Origin of the sequence: Paenibacillus sp. MER TA 81-3, from assembly GCF_023713585.1 — a bacterium.
Taxonomy (GTDB): domain Bacteria; phylum Bacillota; class Bacilli; order Paenibacillales; family Paenibacillaceae; genus Paenibacillus_B; species Paenibacillus_B profundus.
In genome coordinates, this window is record NZ_JAMAWB010000005.1 from 24239 (window position 1) to 47475 (window position 23237).

General features: G+C 51.5%; 20 protein-coding genes, 1 riboswitch and 1 other annotated feature (1 of these 22 cut by a window edge). Of the genes, 13 read left to right on the forward strand and 7 right to left on the reverse strand.

The features are described 5' to 3' along the window. Nucleotides 1-125: 125 nt before the first annotated feature. From M3650_RS08190 to M3650_RS08210, 5 genes are all read right to left on the reverse strand, one after another. Nucleotides 126-653 (reverse strand): hypothetical protein, encoded by a 528-nt coding sequence (locus M3650_RS08190; RefSeq protein WP_019420411.1) that lies wholly within the window; start codon nt 651-653, stop codon nt 126-128. A gap of 171 nt (nt 654-824) precedes the next feature. Further along, nucleotides 825-1820 (reverse strand): polyprenyl synthetase family protein, encoded by a 996-nt coding sequence (locus tag M3650_RS08195; RefSeq protein ID WP_251573711.1) that lies wholly within the window; start codon nt 1818-1820, stop codon nt 825-827. Further along, the gene (locus M3650_RS08200; protein WP_251573712.1) at nt 1807-2238 is read right to left on the reverse strand and encodes an adenylate kinase and related kinase; all 432 of its coding nucleotides are present in this window, start codon (nt 2236-2238) and stop codon (nt 1807-1809) included. Before M3650_RS08200 ends, M3650_RS08195 begins: the two co-directional genes overlap by 14 nt. Nucleotides 2239-2353: 115 nt before the next feature. Continuing rightward, a complete protein-coding gene (locus tag M3650_RS08205) occupies nt 2354-4228 on the reverse strand; it encodes an FAD-dependent oxidoreductase (protein WP_233696235.1) in 1875 nt (624 codons plus the stop codon). A 194-nt stretch (nt 4229-4422) separates the two neighbouring features. After that, entirely contained in the window at nt 4423-4926 is a 504-nt protein-coding gene (locus tag M3650_RS08210) for an FMN-binding protein (RefSeq protein ID WP_019420415.1), read from the reverse strand. A 274-nt stretch (nt 4927-5200) separates the two neighbouring features. Between M3650_RS08210 and M3650_RS08215 the strand changes: the two genes are divergently transcribed. From M3650_RS08215 to M3650_RS08240, 6 genes are all read left to right on the forward strand, one after another. Continuing rightward, complete coding sequence (locus M3650_RS08215) at nt 5201-5473, forward strand: PadR family transcriptional regulator (protein WP_251573713.1); 273 nt, start codon at nt 5201-5203, stop codon at nt 5471-5473. Between the two features lie 208 nt (nt 5474-5681). Then, complete coding sequence (locus tag M3650_RS08220; protein WP_019420417.1) at nt 5682-6392, forward strand: queuosine precursor transporter; 711 nt, start codon at nt 5682-5684, stop codon at nt 6390-6392. 1069 nt (nt 6393-7461) lie between these two features. Continuing rightward, nucleotides 7462-8958 carry an ABC transporter substrate-binding protein gene (locus tag M3650_RS08225; protein WP_251573714.1) on the forward strand — a complete coding sequence of 499 codons (1497 nt, stop codon included), beginning with the start codon at nt 7462-7464 and terminating at the stop codon, nt 8956-8958. Between the two features lie 115 nt (nt 8959-9073). Continuing rightward, the gene (locus M3650_RS08230) at nt 9074-10576 is read left to right on the forward strand and encodes a sulfatase family protein (protein ID WP_251573715.1); all 1503 of its coding nucleotides are present in this window, start codon (nt 9074-9076) and stop codon (nt 10574-10576) included. Between the two features lie 204 nt (nt 10577-10780). Further along, nucleotides 10781-11224, forward strand: a complete 444-nt coding sequence (locus M3650_RS08235; protein WP_369011100.1) for a sulfatase/phosphatase domain-containing protein — start codon at nt 10781-10783, stop codon at nt 11222-11224. 908 nt (nt 11225-12132) lie between these two features. Beyond that, nucleotides 12133-12444: a hypothetical protein gene (locus M3650_RS08240; protein WP_251573716.1), complete on the forward strand. Its 312-nt coding sequence runs from the start codon at nt 12133-12135 to the stop codon at nt 12442-12444. A gap of 201 nt (nt 12445-12645) precedes the next feature. Here M3650_RS08240 and M3650_RS08245 read toward each other — a convergent pair whose 3' ends face one another. Further along, a complete protein-coding gene (locus M3650_RS08245) occupies nt 12646-12879 on the reverse strand; it encodes a hypothetical protein (protein ID WP_251573717.1) in 234 nt (77 codons plus the stop codon). Between the two features lie 145 nt (nt 12880-13024). Further along, a riboswitch (TPP riboswitch) is annotated at nt 13025-13139 on the forward strand. 292 nt (nt 13140-13431) lie between these two features. Between M3650_RS08245 and M3650_RS08250 the strand changes: the two genes are divergently transcribed. The 6 genes from M3650_RS08250 to M3650_RS08275 all read left to right on the forward strand — a co-directional run bounded on the left by M3650_RS08250 (nt 13432) and on the right by M3650_RS08275 (nt 19727). Beyond that, a complete protein-coding gene (locus M3650_RS08250; protein ID WP_233696242.1) occupies nt 13432-14493 on the forward strand; it encodes an ABC transporter substrate-binding protein in 1062 nt (353 codons plus the stop codon). A gap of 68 nt (nt 14494-14561) precedes the next feature. Continuing rightward, nucleotides 14562-14855, forward strand: coding sequence for a thiamine-binding protein (locus M3650_RS08255; RefSeq protein WP_251573718.1), 294 nt, complete (start codon nt 14562-14564; stop codon nt 14853-14855). Then, on the forward strand, nt 14852-15616 hold the full coding sequence (locus M3650_RS08260; protein WP_251573719.1) for an ABC transporter permease: 765 nt from the start codon (nt 14852-14854) through the stop codon (nt 15614-15616). The genes M3650_RS08255 and M3650_RS08260 overlap by 4 nt, the downstream gene beginning before the upstream one ends. Before the next feature lie 16 nt (nt 15617-15632). Then, complete coding sequence (locus M3650_RS08265) at nt 15633-16466, forward strand: ABC transporter ATP-binding protein (RefSeq protein WP_019420986.1); 834 nt, start codon at nt 15633-15635, stop codon at nt 16464-16466. Between the two features lie 845 nt (nt 16467-17311). Then, nucleotides 17312-18868, forward strand: coding sequence for an MDR family MFS transporter (locus tag M3650_RS08270; RefSeq protein WP_251573720.1), 1557 nt, complete (start codon nt 17312-17314; stop codon nt 18866-18868). Nucleotides 18869-18881: 13 nt separating this feature from the next. Continuing rightward, nucleotides 18882-19727, forward strand: a complete 846-nt coding sequence (locus tag M3650_RS08275; protein WP_251573721.1) for a TatD family hydrolase — start codon at nt 18882-18884, stop codon at nt 19725-19727. Between the two features lie 142 nt (nt 19728-19869). Here M3650_RS08275 and M3650_RS08280 read toward each other — a convergent pair whose 3' ends face one another. After that, entirely contained in the window at nt 19870-21213 is a 1344-nt protein-coding gene (locus M3650_RS08280) for a Na+/H+ antiporter family protein (protein WP_251573722.1), read from the reverse strand. A 369-nt stretch (nt 21214-21582) separates the two neighbouring features. On the opposite strand from M3650_RS08280, the gene M3650_RS08285 reads away from it, so the two are divergent. Beyond that, the gene (locus tag M3650_RS08285) at nt 21583-22869 is read left to right on the forward strand and encodes an MFS transporter (protein ID WP_251573723.1); all 1287 of its coding nucleotides are present in this window, start codon (nt 21583-21585) and stop codon (nt 22867-22869) included. 106 nt (nt 22870-22975) lie between these two features. Further along, nucleotides 22976-23237 (forward strand) — a binding site (T-box leader) (it continues 111 nt past the right edge of the window).

Sequence of the window (23237 nt, forward strand, 5' to 3'; positions counted from 1 at the left end):
TTTGTACAGTGGATCTGGCGAAGAGGGGGACGGATGAACAGAGATATTTTCACATAGGCTCCAGCGAAAATAAATCATTTAAACAACAACAACCCGCCTCCTGACAGCGAAGGGGCGGGTTGTCGTTACTTCATGTTGGAATCGCCTTTGGCGTCCTCTTGCTCTAGCGCATAATCAAGGTCATCGATATCATATATCGGAATTGGAATTTCATTCTCGATTAGACGGCCGACAAACTCGAATTGATCCGTGAGCAGAGGAGCTTGTTCGCGTAATGCAGTAAGAATAAGTTCAGTCTCCACTGGATCGAACAGCTCTCCATAGCGGGCATTGTCCATGGCATTCACGATGATGCAGGAGACGTTTTCTTGCAGAAGCAGCGGTGGGCTTTGACGCCAAGGCACCGTCAAGGCACGTTCGATTTTCTTTTTATTCAGCTCGCTCTCGAAAAAAGTAATGAGCTGCTCAATCTGCTGCTTGGCATGTACGTCATCTTCAGGATCGGGCATCACCTGATCGCCTTCTAAACGCATCTCATACAATTCCATAATGGTCGTGTAAGGAATGATATACTCCACCGGGCGCTTAGGAGTAAATAATTGACCGTATACCGCTAACATCACGGCTTCGATTACAAATCGTCGAGGCTTCATTGTCGATCCCCCTTTGTCTAAGATGTGATAGCTTGACAAGCAAACTGCACATTAACATAATACCACCTTGCCCTAACGCGCAAAAGAGTAAACGGTACAATTTGTAAATGAAGATAACAATAAAGCCGAAGCCCTTCACAAAAAGGGTTCGGCTTTCCACTCATGATATCGTTAGTAAGTTCGTTCTTCGAAGTAGTTCCACAGCGTTCTTAAATCCTCATGAGCGTTGAAATCCGAGAGCTGATCAATGATGTCCCATGCCCGTTGCATAAAGTCATGGCTCATCAACAGCGCTTGGTCCAATGCGCCGCTGGCGCGAATGAATTCAATAGCCTCGTCGAACGCCGCATCAGGTGAAGTCGAACGCAGCTCGCGCAGCCTGCTCGCTACAGCCCCGTCCTTCATTGCTAATATGACAGGCAGTGTTGCATGGCCGTTGCGAAGGTCCGCACCGGCTGGTTTGCCCAATTGTTCCGCAGACTTGGTAAAGTCCATAATATCGTCGCGAACTTGAAACGCCATGCCAAGATGGTCGCCGAAGGCATATAGCAGCTCCGATACCCTGTCGTCGGCATTGGAGGCTTTCGCCCCGACCTGCAAGCATGTCGCCATCAGGAGCGCGGTCTTGTTGCGCGTCTTCTCCCAGTATTCATCAAGCGACAGCTCGAAATTGTAGCGATGATGCATCTGCTGGTATTCGCCAATGCATAGCTGGGTCGTCGTCACGGACGCTACGTCCTGAATGTAACGTTCGGGCTCTTGGACGTTGGAAGTCATCAGCTCGATGACACGGCTCATCATGTAATTGCCGATATGCACCGCTTTATATATGCCCGTCTTGCGGTGCAGGGCCGGTTGGCCACGCCGCATATCCGCCTGGTCCAAAATATCGTCATGAACGAGCGAGGCCGCATGGATAAGCTCGACGACAGCAGCAAGACGGTATGCGTCGTCGGATTCCGGCTCAGTGCCGAATCGGCTGCCTACGATCGTCATCATCGGACGAAGGCGCTTGCCGCCTGCACGGATGAGTTCCAAGACGCTTTGAGCGACAATGGATCGGGAGGATACATCCGGATCGTGCAGAACGATGCGTTCTAAATCGCGATTAATGCGCTGCAGCGGGATATTCAACTGCTCGTGAAGCGAATCGTTATATGACTTCATAAGCCACCTGCTTGTAATGCTTCGCTAGAAACCGGCATATGCGCTGGTGCAGAAGCATATCCGTCGTGTTGCCTTCCGCGCGCCGAATCTGAATGCGCTTGTTCGTTGTGGCCAAGTCGATGACGAGCTTCATCTGTCCGTGGCGAACGGCGAATTGGTAATACATGCTCATCAAAAAGTCGCCGTCCAATACGGTTTTACCCGCAAGTTGTTCCTCGGCAGGAACATGCTGATGGGTGCGCATGGCTTGACGAAGCAGCCAATAGCAGCCGAGCAGCGCCCGCCGCTCATCTGGCTCCATATCGTAGGCATGCAGCGCGCTCGCCATATCCAACAGAAAATGTTCATCGCTTCCGACCGTCAATCGGATGCCTGCTTCAGGCGGCATCTCTTGCGTCAGGAGCCGACCTGTTTCCATTATGAGTTGCCGATTCATGGGAACCCCCCGCTTCCCTCAGAAATAAGGAAAGTAATGTGACACATGGTACACATTACTTTTCCTATATGCAATAAAGACTATTCTTATTTACGTATTAATCCGTGTAAAGGTACCAACGTTTCACGAACGGTATCTTCTTCCAGATTCGTTTCAGGCGAGGGTACAGATAGTAATCCGCACCGAACGTGCTGCCGGAACCGCCGATAAGCGCGATGCCGCCGAAGAAGTACCAGAACATTTCATAAGGAGCCATGCCGGACGTGTAAATCATGACGCCCATTGCACATGTTGCTATCGAAGCGATAGCTGTGAACAAGCCCAAGATGAGCATAATGCCGAAGATGACTTCAGCCGCAACCATGCAGCCTTGGAAAATGTAAGCCATCGTCGTATAGCCGCCGTCATGCGTGTAGAACATTAAATCCATCGACCAATCCACAATGCCCTTAATGAAGTTAGGCACTGGAATCGCTTTGATGGCCGAGCTTGCGCCTTCTACGGCCGATGCCGCCGTCTGAGCATCTACGGTTGAATGCACCGCATCCACCGCTTGCGAAGCAGCCGTTACGCCGTCCATCGCCTTAGGCGGGATCAAGAACATCTGGGAAGGATCCTTCAGCAATTTTGCGCCTTTTTCCCAGCCTTGCATCAGCCACATGACACCGATATAAATCCGCAGCGGAACGAGCCAGAAATTCGGCGAACGTTTCGAGAAGTGACCGCCGACGAAGCTTCTGCGGTTTCTAACATGGAAGAATTCGTGCATCATGTAAGACCAAATCTTATGGAATCCGAGTACTTGCAAGAAGTACACAATATTGATCATATGTTTGAAGAACATCGCCATGAAGCCTGAGAAGTGGAACATTTTCTTCGGCGTGCCCACGGCAGCTACCCCATAACGGCCACCGATACACACCATCGTACCGTGGAACGTCGGCTTGTAGGATTTCTTCGTTCCGCCCTTGATGTCACAAGTGATATTGTGGGCGATGAGACCTGCGGAATGCTCTGCGTTCTCGACCATTTGCGGAACGGGACGCTCTTCGCCTTCCGGAATATAGAAGATGTTGTCGCCGACAACATACACATTTTCATGGTCAACGGACTGCAGCTTGTCGTTCGTTAGAATACGTTTGCGCCCTTGCTGCTGTACGTCGAGGTTGCCGACGAGGTCGGAACCTTCGACACCGGCCGTCCAAATGACGGTGCTCGATTTGATCTCGTTATTCTCACCGAGAACGACGGAATTCGGCGTAACACCGGAAATTTTAGCCCCGGTTACAATTTCAACCTTCATTTTGCGGAGATATTTATCCGCTTTGTCAATCAGATTCTGCGGCAGAATAGGCAAAATCTTCGGAGCCATATCGGCTACGACAAGGCGAACTTCTGACTCGTCCACACAGAATTCGTGGCACAGCTCTTCACGGTATTCCGCCAATTCGCCGATCATTTCCACACCGGTAAACCCGGCGCCGACGACGACGAATGTCAGCATTTGCTTGCGCAGTTCTGGATCCGATACTTTCGTTGCATCCATGAACATTTGACGGATTTGATGCTTCAATACGACTGCGTCCTCGAAGGACCACAGCGAGAATGAGTTTTCTTCCGCACCGGAAATGCCGAAGAAGGATGGCTTGCACCCGGTACCGATTACGAGATAATCATAATCGTAAGATTTTTTCTTGCCTTTCAATGCTTTACCGTCGAAGTCGATATTCGTAACTTCATCCAATACGACTTCTACTTTGCGACCGGCAAAGATTTGCTTCAGGTCCATCTTGATGGCTTCTTCATCAACACGGCAGGCCGCAACTTCGTGCAGCTCGGTCATCATCGTATGGAAAGGTTTGCGGTCTATCAGCGTGATGCTGACGTCTTTGTCTTTTTTTAGACGATTCGCCAGCTTCTTCGCCGTCAGGACCCCACCGTAACCGCCGCCCAAGACAACGATCTTTTTCATGGTTTCACCCCTGCGATAGCTATTTATTTGTAAATGGTTAAAAATTGAACTTCATGCTATCAACAATGGAGCCCCGCGAGTAAAAGCAATGATGCACCAAGCCGTCCAAAGCATGCTCGTTGACCATCTTGCTTTCCTACAGCGGAGCTTCCAAAGTCTTACCTATTTCCATCAAGGAAAATAAGAGATTCGTCTTACTTCGCTTGAGCCAACGCTTGTTCAGCCAATTGCACGAAGCCACTTACGTGGATGGATACGCCAGATACAGCGTCTGTTTTGCCTTCGCCGTTAACTGCAACAGCTTTAGGATCTTGCTTCGCGATCAATTCTTCATCCATTTTCTTGGCTTGCTCGCTCCATTCGAACTCAGATCCGGCTTTTTTCATGCCATACTCTTCGCCCAATTCTTTCTTTGTTTTGCCGCCGTCTTTGCTGACAGCGTCCCAGTTAACTGCTGTAATTTTGCCATCTTTTACAGTAATGTCGAGGGTATCTTTCCAGCCGGATTTTTCGTCAAAGTCAGCTGCTTCGGCATGGTAGTCGCCATCTTTGTATTGGGCTTCCGTAGCTGTGTTTGTGTCAGTAGTTGTTTCCGTGCCTGTTGCAGGTTCCTTCGCTTCTTCTTTCTTATCGCCGCAGCCAGCCAGCATGCCTACGACCAATACTGCGGATAACAACAGTACAAGTTTCTTTTTCATTTCAGTCCCCACCTTTTCCTTATTCAAAAATACTTTGTGAAAATTTTAACTAACCTTTTGACAACCCAATTATAACATCGAGTCCATATTTTAGATGTGATAAATGTCACACTGAATAAACAATTTTTAAAATACTCTACACCATACTTTGCCATGTTAGCCTCTATCTTATACAATAAAGACACCGTAAAATCAGATGCATTCGGATCATATGTCAACACCTACATGCTCTTTGCAAAAACAAACTTTGCCGAACAAACTATGAGGTGAAAAGATGTTGCAAGCGAAAGACATCGTACTCGGTCTGCTCATGCAAGGTCCTAAGTCGGGATATGACATTAAACAGGAATATGAAATAGAGTTATCCCATTTTTTTGATGCCAGCTATGGTTCCGTCTATCCGGCACTGAAGCAATTGGAGAAATCCGGCATGATCGTCAAGGAGACCGTTATGCAGGACTACCAGGCGCAAATCAAAGCCATGCAGCAGGGGATAGATTATTTAAAATCTGACCAGGGCCATGAGTTTTGGGAGATGCCGTCTTGAATAGTCATTCGTATGAATAAGGAAATTAAATCTCTTCGCATGTCTGGTTCCAAGCACTCCGGACATGCGATTTTTGTATTGGCTTTCTCATTCATTTATGTTAAAGTTAACGACTGCGCCCGGCACTATCCCATCTGTAGATGATGTTCTGGCAAGGCGTCGCGGTTCGAAACCATCCCGCGTAATCAAAACTAAAGGGGATTGCATCATGTTTAATTTTGTGTGGGGCGTCACGTTCGTTTTGGCGAACTTTGCGTTCTTTTTGCTCTGCTACCGGCTGTTCGGTAAGTACGGCTTATATGCCTGGATAGGAGTAATGACCGTTATCGCGAACATTCAAGTCGCTAAGACGATCGAAATGTTTGGCATCGTCATGACGCTTGGCAATACGGCCAATGCCAGCCTGTTCATGACGTCTGATTTACTGAACGAGAAGTACGGGCCGAAGGAAGCGCGCCGTGCCGTATGGTTCGGATTCTTTACGCTTATTATGACGACGGTCATCATGCAGATGGCGCTCGTCTTCACGCCGCAGCCAACCGACATTGCCCAGCCGTCGCTCGAAACGATCTTCGGTCTCATGCCGCGTCTGGCGCTAGGCAGCTTGACGGCATATTTTGTTAGCCAGTTTCTCGACGTGAAGCTGTTTGCCTTGGTAAGGGCAAAATATCCGAAAGCAAACCAGCTTTGGATTCGCAGCAACGGAAGCACCGGTATTAGTCAATTGGCCGATTCTCTCGTTTTCTGCACGATTGCCTTTGCCGGATCCGGGTTATATACGTGGGACGTCTGGTTCCAGATTTTTTTGACCACTTACGTGGTGAAGCTAATCTTATCCATTGCATCGACACCGTTTCTGTATTGGGCAAGAAGCTTCCGTGTGCCGGACTATCTGGAGCGGGATCGGACTTCTAACTGACGCATCCGAGTCGCCCCTATAGGTTCGGCTTGCTGGCCTGTTTTCCTTTTGTATGAAAAGGAAGGCAGGCTTTTGGGCGTTCCCGTTCCTGGAGAAAGTATGCCTGTACACCCATTGCTTCACTCTCCCCATCATTCAGAAATTCAGCCCCTATTTTCAAACGAAACCATGATTTCGGTCCAGACTTTCCTAGAACGGCTCTTAGTTTCATTCTCCCATACAGTCAGGAAGGATAACGATGGGGCCAAGGCGCATGACGTGTTGCATAGATACCAGGGTATAAACGGTTGAGCATGATGGCAGTGAACCAGAGTCGTCCTTGGGAGTGCGGCCGCTTGACGGCGTTGAACCAGCGTTTTCCTTAGGTGTGCCGTTTTCTGATGGAAGGGGAGAACGAAGCAAAGGGTTGTATGTCGCCCCCTGAGCGTACCGTCGCCTGACGGAAGGGGAGAACGAAGCAAAGGGTCGGATGAAGCGAATCCCCGTCAGTCTAAACGCGATCCCCCATCTTTGAAAGGTCTCGCTAGAGGTTTTCTCGCGGCTTCATAAAACCTTCGCAAAGAATAGGGCTCGTTCATGTTGCCACAGTGACAGCGAATAAGCTGCTGTGCAAATAGCGGGTCAGGTTGCACATGCTTATGCATGCAGAACTCCCATTTCAATTAAAACAAGCACCTCCTGGACCGCATGAACCGATGCGGGGAGGTGCTTGTTTGGCTTCGTGGAATGATAGATTGCATGCTATCTGCAGTCATTGCTGCGACTAGCTGCCTCCGAGCATCGCGCAGCGTCAAGGGATCAGTAGTGGCAGCCTGGAGTGTAAGTGATCGGAAGCGTAATGGTAAGAAAATTAGATTGATTCTATTCAATAGGTCAAATATAATAAAGATATAAACAATGTAAGCGATTACAAATGGGGGGGGCGATGCATTCCGCATCGTTTGTAATCCTTCACCTCGCTTATTGCAGTAATTCCATTATAGCTCATGAAGTCCATTTGCAAGGGTAAGATACTATCAACTAAGGTTAACAGTTTTAGCACACCATCTTGCAGCAAGGGGGATTTACTATGAACCATGGAAAGAAGACATTACTGCTCACTCTCATTATGGTGCTCATGTCATCGATGGTGCTAGCGGCATGCGGCAACAGCTCTTCCGGGGCCAAGCCGGGCGATGCTTCCGGCGAAACGGCTAAGAAGGATGAGAAGCCCGTCGAACTTATCTGGTATACGATTGGCACTCCGCAGTCGGATGTAGACAAAGTCATGGCGAAAGTGAACGAATATACGAAGGAGAAAATCGGCGCCACCATCAAGATGAAGATGCTGGATTGGGGCGATTATGACCAGAAGATGCAAGTTATTGCTGCTTCCGGCGAACCGTATGATATTGCATTTACTTGTTCCTGGGCATTTAACTATATTAACAACTCGCAAAAGGGAGCCTTCCTTGAATTGAATGATTTGGTGGACCAATACGGAAAAGGCATTAAGGAAGCGCTCCACCCATCCTTCCTTGAAGGAGCGAAGATTAACGGCAAGCTGTATGCGATTCCAGTCAACAAAGAGCTTCCGGCGCAGCGGGTGTTCCGCTTCAATAAGACGCTGGTCGATAAATATGGGTTTGATATTACAAAAGTGAAGACACTTGAAGATTTGGAGCCAATGCTGAAGACGGTGCTTGAGAAAGAAAACATCAAGCCGATCAACTCCAAAATCGGTCTGCCGCAAATGTTCGATTATATCATTAACGCGGACATTCCAATCGGCGTTCCGCTCGATTCCAAAGACTTGAAGCTGCAGCTTACGCTCGATACCCCAGAGCAGATGGCGCAGTTCGAAACGATGCGCAAATATTATAAGGCGGGTTATTTGCCTTCTGATGTCGCGTCGTATACCGATGCCAATGCAAGTGAAGCGCTGAAGACAGGACGTTGGTTCGTCGATACGGCGCATTACCAGCCGTATGCGGAGAATAGCTGGTCTGAGGGAATTCCAGACAAAGTCGTCGTTCAACCGGCTGAGGCTCCGATAGTATACAACTGGTCCGTTACCGGGTCGATGATGGCGATTTCTGCGACATCGAAATATCCGGAGAAATCGATGGAATTCCTGAACTTGCTCAACACGGACAAATATTTGCGCAACCTGATTAACTACGGCATCGAAGGCGAGCACTATAAGCGGGTGGACGATCAGACGATTGATCTGCTGCCTGCTAAGAAGGAACGCTACGATTTGCCGACCTTCACCCTGGGCAACCTGTTCTTGCTTGATTTGCTGCCGGCAGATCCGAAAGACAAATGGCAGAAGTTCGATGATTTCAACAACTCAGCTATCAATGCGCCGTTGCTTGGCTTTGCACTGGATACGTCCAAGATTCGCACCGAGATTGCGGCCGTGCAGAACGTGACGGACGAATTCATGAAGACGCTGACGACAGGAACCGTTGATCCGAAAGTGTATGTGCCGAAGGCCATGGAAAAATATAAACAGGCCGGTATTGAGAAAGTGATGGAGGTAGCACAGCGTCAAATTGATGAGTGGAAGAAAACGAAGCAATAATTGGATATACAGCGAGGCCGCAGCCGGAAAAGGCTCGGCTTCGCTGTTCTTGCTATATCCAGTTTTCATAGAACCTGCACTATACGGAGCCCACACATAGAGGAGGTACTTGAGCATGAACGAACAGAGTCCCAACATCATTATGATCGTCACCGATCAACAGCGCCGCGACACGCTGCGCTGTTATGACCCGAATACATTGTGCCAGACACCTAATCTGGATGCGTTAGCCGCAGACAGCGTGGTATTCGACAATGCCTATACGACTTGTCCGGTCTGCACGCCGGCAAGAGCTTCGCTTCAGACCGGCATGTATCCGTTCAAGCACGGCATGCAGACTAATACGTACACGTTGGGTTGCATTGTCAACGAGCTTCCGGACAGTCCAGGTCTGCTCAGCCGCCAACTGCAGCGGCATACGAATTATAGCATCGGACATACGGGCAAATGGCATCTCGGGCAAGGCCCGGTGGAACGCTCCAAGTTCGACCGCAACTTGAAGCATGTGGCGTTCCCGGACATCATGGCAGGTCATCGTTCCCTGCCTTCCGATGTCGGTTATGAGGGGGATGACTTTCCTGGGCATGGGGGCGGCGGATGGAATTATCCACAGTTCAGGAAATACTTGGCGGATGCCGGACTGGAACTGAAAATAGAGCACCGCATCAGCGGGCATTACGAAGGTCATTTTGCGGCAGAAGTGACGTCTCCTGTTGAGACGACGATCGAGCATTATTTGACAAATTGCGCCATGTTTCACATGGAACGTTTTCTGGAGAGGGAGCGGCCATTCATGATGGGCATTCATTACTGGGGGCCGCATGAGCCTTATATTGCGCCCAGCAGCACACTGGATTTATACCGTAATATATCGATGCCGCCGTGGCAGAACTTCCAGGAAAGGGAAGTGAACAAGCCGCTCATACATGACATTAAACGAAGTCCGGTGACGGATTGGATCGTGTTCGAGCCTTTCGTGAAGCACTATTATGCGAGCATGACCCATATTGACGCACAGATTGGACGCATCGTTGACTTCCTGAAGCAGCGCGGCATTTACGAAAATACTGTTATTATGTTTTGCGCCGACCACGGGGAATCGCTCGGCATCCATGGCGGACTGTGCGACAAAGGCTTTTTTATGTATGACGAAACGTGCCGCATTCCGCTTCTCATTAAGCCATCCCATGGACAGCCCGCAAGCCGGCGCGAGTCCGCTATGGCAGGCATGTGCGACCTGTATGCCACCGTGCTGGACTGTGCAGGCGTTCATGAGCTTCCTGCAGGAACGGATGGCCGTTCGTTGTTGCCTTTGATAGAAGGCAAGGAGGTAGACGATTGGCCAGAATCGGTCGTCACGGAAGGGGCTGGACTTGGCGGTGTCATGTTCACGCAGCGTATGATTCGGCGCGGCGATTACAAGTATGTATTCAACTGCGGCGATATTGACGAGTTGTACAATCTGCGCGACGATCCGCATGAGTTAGTTAACCTGGTTGGGCACACATCCTATGCCGATATGTTGGCCGATATGCGGCAGGCGTTGGCTTCATGGATGAAGGAGCATGACGACAGTTTGCTTATTGAATTTGTGCGCATGCGCCTAAGAGATAAATAGGGAGGACTTACAGCAATGTATAGAAAGCCAAATGTAATCTTAATATATTGCGATGACTTGGGATATGGCGATTTAGGGTGCTAAGGATCGGACGCTATACGAACGCCGAACGGGCCGTCCTCGGAAGCGCGCAACTGGCTGGACGGACGCGAGGACGAATATTATGGCGGCAGCGCCGGCATCTTCCGCGGGCATAAGGCGAGCTTGTTTGACGGCGGCATCCGCGAGCCGGCCATTCTGTACGTGCCGGATGCGCTTCGGGGCGGCACATGCGGCAGCGTGAACGATGAGCCGGTCATGATGGCTGATATAGTGCCGACGGTGCTGGATTGGGTGGGCGTGCCGTATGCGGCGGATACATTTGCCGAGCGCAGTCTGAAGCCGATGCTGACACAAGCCGGGACCTCCCCACATGAGCGGCTGTACTGGGAATACGGCAAGCAGCTTGCCGTGCGCGAAGGCAATTGGAAGCTTGTGCTCAACGGGATGCTGGACTTCTACAAGGGACAGCCGGATGAAGTTCATCTGTCCGACCTATCTGACGATCCGGGCGAGCGTGTTAACTTGGCCGAGGAACATCCAGAGCTGGTGGAACGACTGACGGCGGATGTAAAGCGCTGGTATGACGAGCTTACGGCTGAGGGGTGACGGAGAAGCCGACGATAGTTAGCATGGAGGTCCAAAGCGCTTGCAGTACGCACTGGCAGGTGCGTATCCCTTATTAAAGAAACCCGACCCACGGCCGGGTTTCTTTTACACTATAGAGTTTATAAACAATCGGGATAGAAGATGTCTTTTGCCTTGGAGTCGTCACGTTACCTTCCCGGAGAAGGCATGTCATTTCCATCCCTTGCCTCACTCTCCCTTTCATTCAGAAAGGCAGCACCCCCGTCCCTTGCAAACGAAAACATGATATCGAGTGTCGGGTTACCGTGCAATAGTCCATTGCTCCATTGCTCCATTCTCCCATACAGTCAGGAAGGATCATGTCGAGGATATAGGACATGCCGTGTCGTATAGACATCATGCCATGAGGTGTCCAATTATAATGGCAGTTATCCAGAAATGTTCATTGGCATACAGCCTCCTGATGGAAGGGGAGAATGGAGCAAAGTGTCGGATGAAACCCCGATGGAATGCCCGTCCCCTGAAGGGTGGGGAGAACGGAGCAAAGTGCCGGATGAAACCCCGATGGAATGCCCGCCCCCTGAAGGATGGGGAGAATGGAGCAAAGTGTCGGATGAAACCCCGATGGAATGCCCGCCCTCTGAAGGATGGGGAGAACGGAGCAAAGTGTCGGATGAAGCTCCCATGGAATGCCCGCCCCCTGAAGGATGGGGAGAACGGAACAAAGTGTCGGATGAGGCCCCGATGGAATGCCCGCCCCCTGAGGGATGGGGAGAACGGAGCAAAGTGTCGGATGAGGCCCCGATGGAATGCCCGCCCCCTGAAGGATGGGGAGAACGGAGCAAAGTGTCGGATGAGGCCCCGATGGAATGCCCGTCCCCTGAAGGATGGGGAGAATGGAGCAAAGTGTCGGATGAAACCCCGATGGAATGCCCGCCCCTGAAGGATGGGGAGAACGGAGCAAAGTGTCGGATGAGGCCCCGATGGAATGCCCGTCCCCTGAAGGTTGGGGAGAACGGAGCAAAGTGTCGGATGAAACCCCGATGGAATGCCCGTCCCCTGAAGGGTGGGGAGAACGGAGCAAAGTGCCGGATGAAACCCCGATGGAATGCCCGCCCCCTGAAGGTTGGGAAGAATGGAGCAAAGTGTCGGATGAAGCGATTCCCCATCAGTCTGAACGCGCCACTGTACGAACGGAACATTTCGTTCATGATAAAGAGTCGAAATACCTTACTATTTGACAGAGAGTATGATAGCACATAGAACTTGCTTCAAACGCGGTCGCCCATCTTCGAAAGGCCTCGATTACGTTTATGTTGGATGGCTATATCATTTCGGAGACAAGAAAAAAAGTTTCTATTACTAAGGCAGCTACAGAATATTGTGAAACCCAACTCCCTGCGGAATTGGGTTTCTCTTTTAACACAACTGTGAAAATGCTTCTATCTCCATTCGGCCGGAATATCGTTCTGCATCATGCCGCGCGTCCGTTCAGCGTTTCGGCCATGGCAATCGTTATACATTTGCTCCAACTCATTGTCATTCATTGATGGATGCATTTGCTTCATCCATGGGAGCATTTGCCCGAACCCGGAATCATCCACAGCCGCATAAGCAGCCGTGCCCATGACGAAGACTGCGGCCAGCACGGTAATAGCGATGACACTCTTTTTCATTGTTCATCCCTCCTTGTGAATTAATGTACATGAAAAATGTGTAGAAACGATGTAGACGAAGGGGTTCATTCGGGTCCAAAATGCTGGACTTTACGTTGACCGGGGACTATAATTACGAATGAAACGGCAAACTTCGACAACTATATACGCACGCTAGGGGTGCTGGAATATGGCCGGCTGAGATTGTATCCCATTAAAGATACCGACCCTTACACCTGATCTGGATAATGCCAGCGTAGGAAAGACGTTGAACCGCGTCTCTAATATCAGGTTTCATGCTTGTCAGATGTCCTGTAACTTGCTGCGCTTCTGGAACGCCAAGTGGCTTCCGAAGGTTATACGCAGCGGCGAGACGGGCAAGCATTAACTTGAAAGAAGGAGAAGATGGCGGTCATCGCACCATGCATTTTCGCATGTACGCATATAATGGCAGAACAGCGTCCCGATGAGGGGCGCTTTTTTTATTTTCATAGCATGCATTGGTTGTCGTCACGCCGTTGAAAAGCACGAAACGAAAGAGTTATGAACGAATAGAAAGGCGGGGGATTGACGATGCAAAGAACGCGGATGGCACGCGGATGGTTGCTCGCACTTGTCATGATGATGACTGTTGTGCTGGCTGCATGCGGAGGAAAGGGTCAAGAGGCAGCGCCTCAAAATAATGAGGCGGCGCAAAGCGGTGCTCAAGATCAGGACACGGAGCAGCCGAAGGAGAAGAAGGACGTCAAGGTGGTGCTGGAGTGGACTCCGAATACGAACCATACCGGCCTCTATGTTGCGAAGGAGCAGGGCTTCTATGAAGAGGAAGGCTTGAATGTGGAGATTATCCAACCGGGCACCGGCGGAGCCGATGCGATGATCGCTTCCGGCGAGGCGCAGTTCGGCATCAGCATTCAAGAGGGCATTACACTTGCGCGCGTACAGAACGTGCCGATTGTGTCCATTGCCGCCATCATTCAGCACAATACGTCAGGCTTCGCAGCGCCGAAGGACAAAAATATTAAGACGCCGAAGGATTTCGAAGGCAAAACATACGGGGGCTGGGGCTCTCCTGTGGAAGAGATGGTAATCCGTTCTCTTATGGAGAAGGAAGGCGCGGACTATGACAAAATCAAGAACGTCAACATGGGTTCGGCGGATTTCTTTACGGCCGTAAAGAAGGATATCGACTTCGCGTGGATTTTCTACGCCTGGACGGGCATCGAAGCCGAGCTGCGCAATGAGCCGATAGATATGATGTATGTTAATCAATACTCGGATAAATTAGATTACTATACTCCGGTCATTGCGACGAATGAAAAGCTGATTCAAGAGGATCCTGAACTTATAAAAGCATTTATGCGCGCAACCTCCAAAGGCTATCAATACGCGATCGACAAGCCGGAGGATGCAGCCGATCTTTTTTTGAAGGCCGTTCCGGACTTGGATAAAGATTTGGTTGTGGCAAGCCAGAAATGGCTCAGCTCGAAATATCAGGATGATGCGGCACGTTGGGGCGAGCAGAAGCGGGAAGTGTGGGATAACTACATGAACTGGCTGCTCGACCACAAGCTGATGGAAAAAGCGATTGATATCGATAAAGCGTACACGAACGATTTCCTTCCTTCGGCTTAACATTCAGAAGGACACGAGAAGGGAATGTGCAGAACGGATAGGAGACTTGACTAAGGAGGAGAAATAAAATGGTGAACAGCTTAGTGAGCATTCAAATTATTCCGAAGACGAAGAATGGGGAAAATGTGATCCCTTACGTGGACCGTGCGATCGAAGTCATTCAAGCCTCAGGCGTGAAGTATCAAGTGGGACCGCTGGAAACGACGATGGAAGGCGAACTGAGTGAATTGATGCAGGTCATTGAACGGATGAACGAAGCGATGATCGAATTGGGTAGTTTGAACGTCATTTCCCAGGTCAAAATTTTGTACATGCCTTCTGGCATTACGATGGATGAATTGACGGTGAAATACCGGCCATGAACCGACGCCGTCTCGCAAAGGCAGGACCGCCCATAGCGGCGTTCCTGCTATTTATCTTATTATGGCAAGTCGGGGTCATGGTGTCCGGCGTAGAAAAATGGATGCTGCCGAGCCCGCTCGATATCGTGAAGGAAGCGTCTGACAACGGGAGCGCCCTCCTGGTGCATACGCTTGCAACGCTGAAGCTAACTATCATAGGGTTCGGAGTCGGGGCAGCTGTAGGGCTTCTGCTCGCGTTTCTGCTTCATCCGATTCCCTGGCTCAAAGACGCCATTTATCCGTTGGTCATCGTAAGCCAGAACATCCCGACCATCGCGCTCTTGCCGCTGCTCATGATTTGGTTCGGCTTCGGCATGATGCCGAAGATTGTCGTCATCACGCTCGTCTGCTTCTTCCCGATATGCGTGGCTGCGCTCGATGGTCTGGCGCAGACCGACCGAACGATGCTGAATTATATGCGCATGGCCGGCGCAACGCGGGCCCAGCTATTCTGGAAGCTAGAGCTGCCGCATGCGCTGCCGTCCCTGTTCTCTGGCCTGAAGATTGCTGCGACGTACAGCGTCATGAGCGCCATTATTTCTGAATGGCTCGGTACGGACAAAGGAATCGGCTATTACATGGTGCTGCAAAAGGCGGCGTTCCGCACCGATCGGATGTTTGTCGCGATTGTGGTCGTCGTCTTGTTGAGCTTGGCGATGTTCGGAGTCGTACGCGCATTAGAGCGCGTGCTGATCCACTGGCGCCGCGATGACAAAAAGTGATGAAAGGAGAAGCCACATGAACGGAAATGCGATACTTGCGGAAGCGCGGGATGTGCATTCCGCACGAGAAGGAGGCCGCCCATTTGCGCTTGAGTTGAAGGACGCCAGCATGTCCTTTGCCGGAAGCACGGGCAAGCTCCACGTATTGGACAACGTGTCGCTGACGGTCCAGCAAGGCGAATTCGTGTCCATTATCGGCCCTTCCGGCTCAGGCAAGAGCACCTTGTTCCACCTGATCGGCGGCTTGCTCCGTCCGGCGGCAGGGGCAATTCAGGTGAATGGCCAAGACGTCGTCGGCCAGACGGGACACGTCAGCTATATGCCACAGCAGCCCGCGCTATTCCCTTGGCGCACGGTGGAGGACAATGTCATCCTCGCCCAGGAAATAGCCGGGACCTCCAAAAAGGAGGCGCGCGAAGAGGCGCGGAAGTGGCTCGCGAACGTCGGCCTGTCTGGCTACGAGCGTGCCTACCCGCATGAGCTGTCTGGCGGCATGCAGCAGCGCGTCGCTTTTCTGCGCGCCATGATGAGTCCGCATGAGCTCATGCTCCTCGACGAGCCGTTCAGTGCGCTGGACGCGCTGACGCGGAGCGGCATGCAGCGCTGGCTCATCGATCTATGGGAGCGCCACCGTCGATCCGTGCTGTTCATTACGCACAGCATTGAAGAGGCGCTGCTCCTGTCCGATTCGATATACGTGCTCTCGAATCGTCCAGCTCGGGTGCTGCAGAAGGTGCGAGTGCCATTCGCGCGGCCGCGCACCGAGGCGCTGGCCTCGGAAGCAGAGTTCATCCGCTTGAAGCGGGATCTGTCAGAGCTGCTGCACAGCGTTCAGAAGCCAGTTGAATAATACGGCAAGGGTTGTCTCCACAGGAGAGCAGCCCTTTTTTACGTTTAGTGCATGTTCAAAAAGGAAGCATTTGGACAGGCTCTATTACGGAGTGTTTACCGAATATCTCAAGCCCTATCTGACCTGACAATATTACAGGGCTTGCGTTTTTCAGTAATTGCATACGAATAGCTTTATCAACACAATTTATTAACATTGCGTGTTCAAAAAGGTGCAGATCATCTTGCTTCGCGGGCCGGTATCACATTGGGAAATCACGAAATCGCTGTCCGCTAAATGGATTTGAAAAGACAGACGTAAACCAACTAGGCGTATGTTTAGGGATACTATCATTAATAGATGAGAGGATTTGAAAAGATTACAGTGAAAGGCTTAACAGTGAAAGCTGGACTCAACCGGGAGACATTTTATTCAAAACAATATCTAGGGCCTAAAGGTGACCCCGCACGGCAAGACGATTCGAGTGATGATGATCCCGGCACGGGCAGATTATACGCTGCGAATGATACGAGCTGCATCACCGGAATAGATCGCGTTAACGAATTAAGATAAGTTGCTACTGGATGTGATCTGTGCACCGGCGGACATCGCATCGTTTTCTTACCATTTACAGCGATGTGATGCGGATGACTAACCGTTCATATTTGGGTGGAAAATGTTAGTTTTTACGTTTATAATGAGGTTCTGTCAAAAAAAGAAGGTTAACGGAACAGTGGAACTGCAGTTTTCTGGATGATTGAGTATGATGTGCTTATCACCTTCATACTCGACTTATTTGTCGCGCAGAAACGGTTTCGTCCATAACGAGGGGACGGCAAAGCTGTTTCGATTGGGGAGGAAACAGAATGATAGCAAAGGACAGCAACTTACGCTTCGTCGTTGCCGGACTGCTGCTCGGTATTTTGATGTCGGCGATGGATAACACCATCGTGGCGACTGCGATGCCGACCATTGTCGGGCAGATGGGCGGATATGAGCAATACGTCTGGGTTACTTCCGCATATATGGTTGCGACGATGGCAGGCATGCCGATATTCGGAAAGCTGTCGGACATGTACGGACGCAAACGGTTCTACATATTTGGCCTTCTCGTCTTCTTGATCGGCAGTGCATTGTGCGGAACTGCGGACAGCATTGTAATGCTAAGCGTATACCGCGCTATTCAAGGAATTGGCGGAGGCGCTTTAATGCCGATTGCATTTACGATTATTTATGATGTGTTCCCGGTGGAGAAGCGGGGCAAAATGACTGGACTGTTCGGGGCGGTATTCGGTATATCAAGTGTGGCCGGGCCGCTGCTGGGCGCCTATATTACCGAGTATGTCGGCTGGGAATGGGTGTTCTACATTAACCTGCCGCTTGGTGTTCTGTCATTATGGTTTATTTTACAGTTCTACAGAGAGACAGCAAAGACAACGAAGCAGCGGATTGACTGGGGCGGTGCGGTTACGTTGGTCGTTGCCGTAGTGAGCTTTATGTTCGCACTGGAGCTCGGCGGCAAAAAGTTTGAGTGGAGTTCGCCGGTCATTCTAGGACTATTCGCAACGTTTGTCGTCTTCCTGATTGCATTCCTTCTTATTGAACAGCGTGTGAAGGAACCGATTATATCGTTCTCACTCTTTAAGCGCCGTCTGTTCGCAGCCAGCCAGGGCGTGGGATTCTTCTATGGAGTCACGTTCGTCCTCGCCACTGTATATATTCCGTTGTTCGTTCAGGGGGTATATGGCGGAGCGGCCTCGAACAGCGGTCTTGTTCTGACACCGATGATGGTGGGGTCTGTCATTACGAGCTCGATTGGCGGAATTATGGCATCTAGAACAAGCTATCGCAAATTGATGATTATATCCGGCTTTTTCTTTACCGCAGGTATACTTTCGCTAAGCACGCTGTCGGCCGATACACCGCGTGCGTTAATTACGCTGTACATGGTGTTAACCGGTTTTGGTGTAGGGTTCTCCTTCTCCTTGATCAGCATGGCATCGATGCATGGCATGGAATATCACCAGCGCGGAGCGGCCAACTCGACGGCCTCCTTTTCCCGTTCGCTCGGGATGACGATTGGGATTACTGTGTTCGGTTCTGTGCAATCGGGCATCTTTGCCAGCCGCATGAAGGAGATGTTCCCTGAGGGTGGCGCAGCTGCCGATATTAAGCCGGAACAGCTGCTTAATGCGGGTCAGAGCCAGAACTTACCGCCTGAAGTGCTAAAGGGTATGTCTGACGCGCTTGGCGATTCCATCGGCGGCACCTTCATGTGGGCCCTCGTGCCGGTTGCCTTGGCGCTCATCTGTATCGCGCTGATGGGGAACGCCCGTATGATGGAGCAAGGCAAAGGGAAGAACGATAAGCCGGGCAATGGAAGCGGAACGGATGGCGCATTGAAATACGGCGAAGCGAAATAGGGGGCGGAGAGAGATGACGGTGCAGCGCAAGCATCCTAATCATTCTAATCATCCTGAACAGATTGAACAGCTTGCGAATATGGTGGACAGTCATATTCATTTGGACCTGTATCCGCCCGAGGATACAGCGGCTCTCGAGCAAGCGCTGGTAGCGCCGGGCCTCGATTATGTCGTGGCGGTATCGATGGGGCTGGAATCGGGCAAGCGCACGAAGGCGTGGGCCGAGCGTTATCCCGGGCGAGTGCTGCCGGCTTACGGCTTTCACCCCGAGCAGACGCTGCCGGCCGATGCCGAACTTGCCAGCCTGCTCGCTTGGATGGATGCGCATGGGGAAGACATGATCGCAGTAGGCGAGGTCGGGCTGCCGTACTATATGCGACAAGAGGTGCTGGAGCAGGGGCGGCCCTTTGAGCGTCAGCCGTATATGGAGCTGCTGGAGCACTTCGTTAAGCGGGCAGCGGCATGGAATAAGCCAATCGTGCTGCATGCCGTGTATGACGATGCTCCGCTCGTCATTGATTTGCTGGAGCGCAGCAGTGTGAAGAAGGCGCATTTTCACTGGTTCAAGGGAGATGCGCGGACAGTGGAGCAAATGGCGCGGAACGGGTATTTCGTTTCATTCACGCCGGACATTGTGTATGAAGAGGAAATACAGGCACTGGCCCGCCGCTATCCGGTGGAGCAAGCAATGACTGAGACGGATGGGCCATGGCCGTTTGAAGGCCCGTGTGCGGGTCAGGTGACTGTACCTTCGATGGTCCGTGAGGTTGCCGGAACGTGGGCGCGAATTCACGCGATGGACATCGGTGAAGCGGCGGAACTGCTGCGGAATAATGCGCGGCGTTGTTACGGCGTGTAGGCGGGACGGCAAAGATTACAACAGAGACAAGCAAAAGGGGCGATCCAGCGGATCGCCCCTTTTCTGTCGAGACCCCATCATGGTCTCCTTTATCTATTCCGTTACAGTGCGTGTTCAAAAAGGGAGCTTTTTGAACAGCCTCTTACAGCACCATGGCGGCAATGAAGCCGAACAGCAAGAGCGGCACGTTGTAATGGAGGAACGTCGGTATGCACGTGTCCCAAATGTGGTCGTGCCGACCGTCGGCATTCAATCCGGCCGTCGGCCCGAGCGTGCTGTCCGAGGCAGGGGAGCCGGCGTCGCCGAGCGCTGCGGCGGTCCCGATAAGCGCTACGGTCGCCAGCGGGCTGAAGCCAAGCTCGATGCACAGCGGCACGAAGACGGTGGCGATGAGCGGAATCGTCGAGAACGACGAACCGATGCCGAGCGTGACGAGCAGGCCAATGGCCAGCATCAGTAAAGCTGCCAGTGCCCGGTTGTCGCCCACCGTATGGACGGCCGCTTGCACGAGCGACTCGATATGTCCGGTCTCGCGCAGCACCGCGCCTAAGCCGGAGGCCGACATCATGACGAAGCCGATGTAAGCCATCGAGCGCATGCCATCCGTCAGCACGCGGTCGGCTCGGCTCCATGCGATGACGCGCGTGATGAGGAGCACGGCTAGTCCTGCCGCGGCGCCGTATATCATCGATCCGGTGCTAAGCTGTACGGCAAGCATTGCTGCCACGGCACCGAGTCCGGCCCATGTGCCGCCAGCGCCTGTCCGGGGCTCTGCAGCCTCAGCTTCTCCCATGCCTGCTCCAGCCGCTGATTCCGTGCCGACGATATAGGTCCGCGGCTTGCGGTAGGATAGGGCAAGCGCCGTCATGAGGCCGACAACCATGCCAACAGCAGGGATCATCATCGCTTTCGGCAGCATGGACGCACTAACAGTAAGACCGTTCATTGTCATATTGCTGACTACGGTCTCATGGAAAATGGCGCCGAAGCCGACCGGCAGGAACATGTACGGCGTAATAAGACCGAAGGTCAGGGCGCACGCCACTGCGCGCCGATCAAGCTGAAGCGAGTTAAAGAGCGCCAAGAGCGGCGGTATCAGTACCGGAATGAAGGCGATGTGCACCGGGATTGCATTTTGCGATAAGCAGGCGATGAAGGCGATCGCAACCAGCACGCCGTAACGTGCCGCAGCCCGCGGAGTATCCCCCGGTTGCTTCCCGCTCACGAGCCGAACGGCTCGCTTCACCAGCCGCTCCGGCAGTCCAGTCTCGGTCAACCCTGCGGCAAATGCGCCAAGCAGCGCGTAACTCAGAGCGATGCTCGCGTTATCCTTCAGGCCTTCGGTGAATACCTCCACCATATGGGTCATGCCGAGTCCGCCTGTCAGCCCGCCGACGACTGCGGCCGTCAGCATGGAGAAGATGACGTTCACCCTCAATAAACTTAATCCGAATAATACGACCAATGATAATAAGACCGCATTCATTATATTGTCACCCTAACGTTACTATGATAATTAATTAAAACATTAATACTTTACCATAGCAATGTATAATAATTTCCTGTTATTTCAATAAATTTGTATGATTCTTCAAAACTCATAACTCCTCCTGCAGACCTACCTCCTTTCCGTCTCATGAACCGCTCTCAATCCGTTCTCGAACAGGAGATAGAAGTCCCTCTGCGAACGGATGTATACGATTATCTTTTCCGATAAACTAATATGCAGTTAGGAAAAAAATACGTCTCAAAAACGATTGCGCTGCTTAATGAATTCCATTAAACTAAATGGGTTCTGCAACAAAATTAGAGAGAACAGAACGACAATCTATGATGTGATGGGGAGAGATGCACCATGGCTAACGCACAATCTGGGAACAGCAATTCAGCTTTCAGCTTGTTCCGCAATCGCTTTGTGCAAGCAATCATGCTGGCCGGTCTGTTTATGCAGGTTGGTATATGGGTGAGGAATTTTGCAGTCCTGCTTTTTGTAATGGAAATGACGAATGGAGATGCGTTCGCCGTATCGATGGTGTCCGTCGCGGAATTCGCTCCCATCTTCGTCTTCTCTTTTATCGGCGGCACATTCGCCGATCGCTGGCGCCCGAAGCGCACGATGATTTGGTGTGACTTCTTAAGCGCTCTGTCTGTTTTCGCCGTCATGCTGACCATTTTATCTGGCTCATGGCAAGCTGTCTTTTTCACGACGTTCATTTCCGCAATTTTATCCCAGTTCTCGCAGCCTTCTTCTATGAAGCTGTTCAAGCAGCACGTGCCAGAGGAGATGTTGCAGGCGGGGATGTCCATCTTTCAAACGATGGTTGCGTTATTCATGATACTCGGTCCGGCTATCGGAACGGCTATTTTCCAAAAATACGGAATATCGGTATCGCTCGTTGTCACAGGTATCGCGTTTATATTGTCCGCGGTCGCGCTCCTGTTTCTTCCATCTGATCATGCAGAGGATAAAGAGAAGCATGCCAACTCGAACGTATGGCAAGAACTGGCTGAAGGCTTCCGCTATGTGATGCAGAGCCGTCTGCTGAAGCCGCTTGGGGCTAGCTTTGCCTTTGCTGGCTTGGCGCTCGGTCTCATCCAACCGATGGGAGCGTTCCTCGTTACGGAGCGGCTTGGACTGCCGAAAGAATATTTGAGCTATCTGTTGATGGCGAACGGTATCGCAATGCTGATCGGCGGGGCGCTGGCTATGGGGCTGTCGAAGAAGCTGTTGCCGCAGCATATGCTTGCAATCGGAATGCTGACCAGCAGCGGCGGCATGCTGTTAGCCGGTCTGTCCACGGAGCTGTGGCTGACGCTGACCGCGCAGTTCATCAGCGGACTCGTACTGCCTTCGATTCAGATCGGAATCAATACGATGATTTTGCAAAATACCGAAGGTGCGTTTATCGGTCGCGTCAATGGCATTTTGAGCCCAATGTTCATGGGGGCAATGGTCATTACGATGTCCTTGTCAGGCTGGATTAAAGGAATGACCTCGATTGTGTTCATGTACGAAGCCGCGACAGTCTTGTTCTTGATCGGCATTGTAGTGCTGACGCCGATTCTGCGGATGCGGAAGCAAGCTGCGCCACCTATGCCTATGCCTATGCCGCAGGGACAGGCTACCGGCACGGAATCATAATCGAAATATTGCCATCGTTTTGTGAGTTTTGTGAAGAACTGCGGCGGCCCATTGACATTGGGCAGGCCGCTTGTTCATAATAAGAGAAATAAGTTGGAAGGTTAGACCAACATCGATGACGAGAACAAGTGCGTTGTGATGCAGTCTGAAGAGAGTCGACGGCCGGTGCGAGTCGACGTCTGGCACATCGTAACATCCTCTCCGAGATTCTATGCCGAACTCTGCCGGAACATGCGGCTTCGCAGATAGTAAGTGTGGACGGTATATCCGCCGTTACCTGGATGCGCGGTTAATCCGCGGCCAAGTGCCGCAGGACATGAAGTGTAGTATGCAGTAAGGTGCATTGCTTTCATACTGTCTTTAGCCCC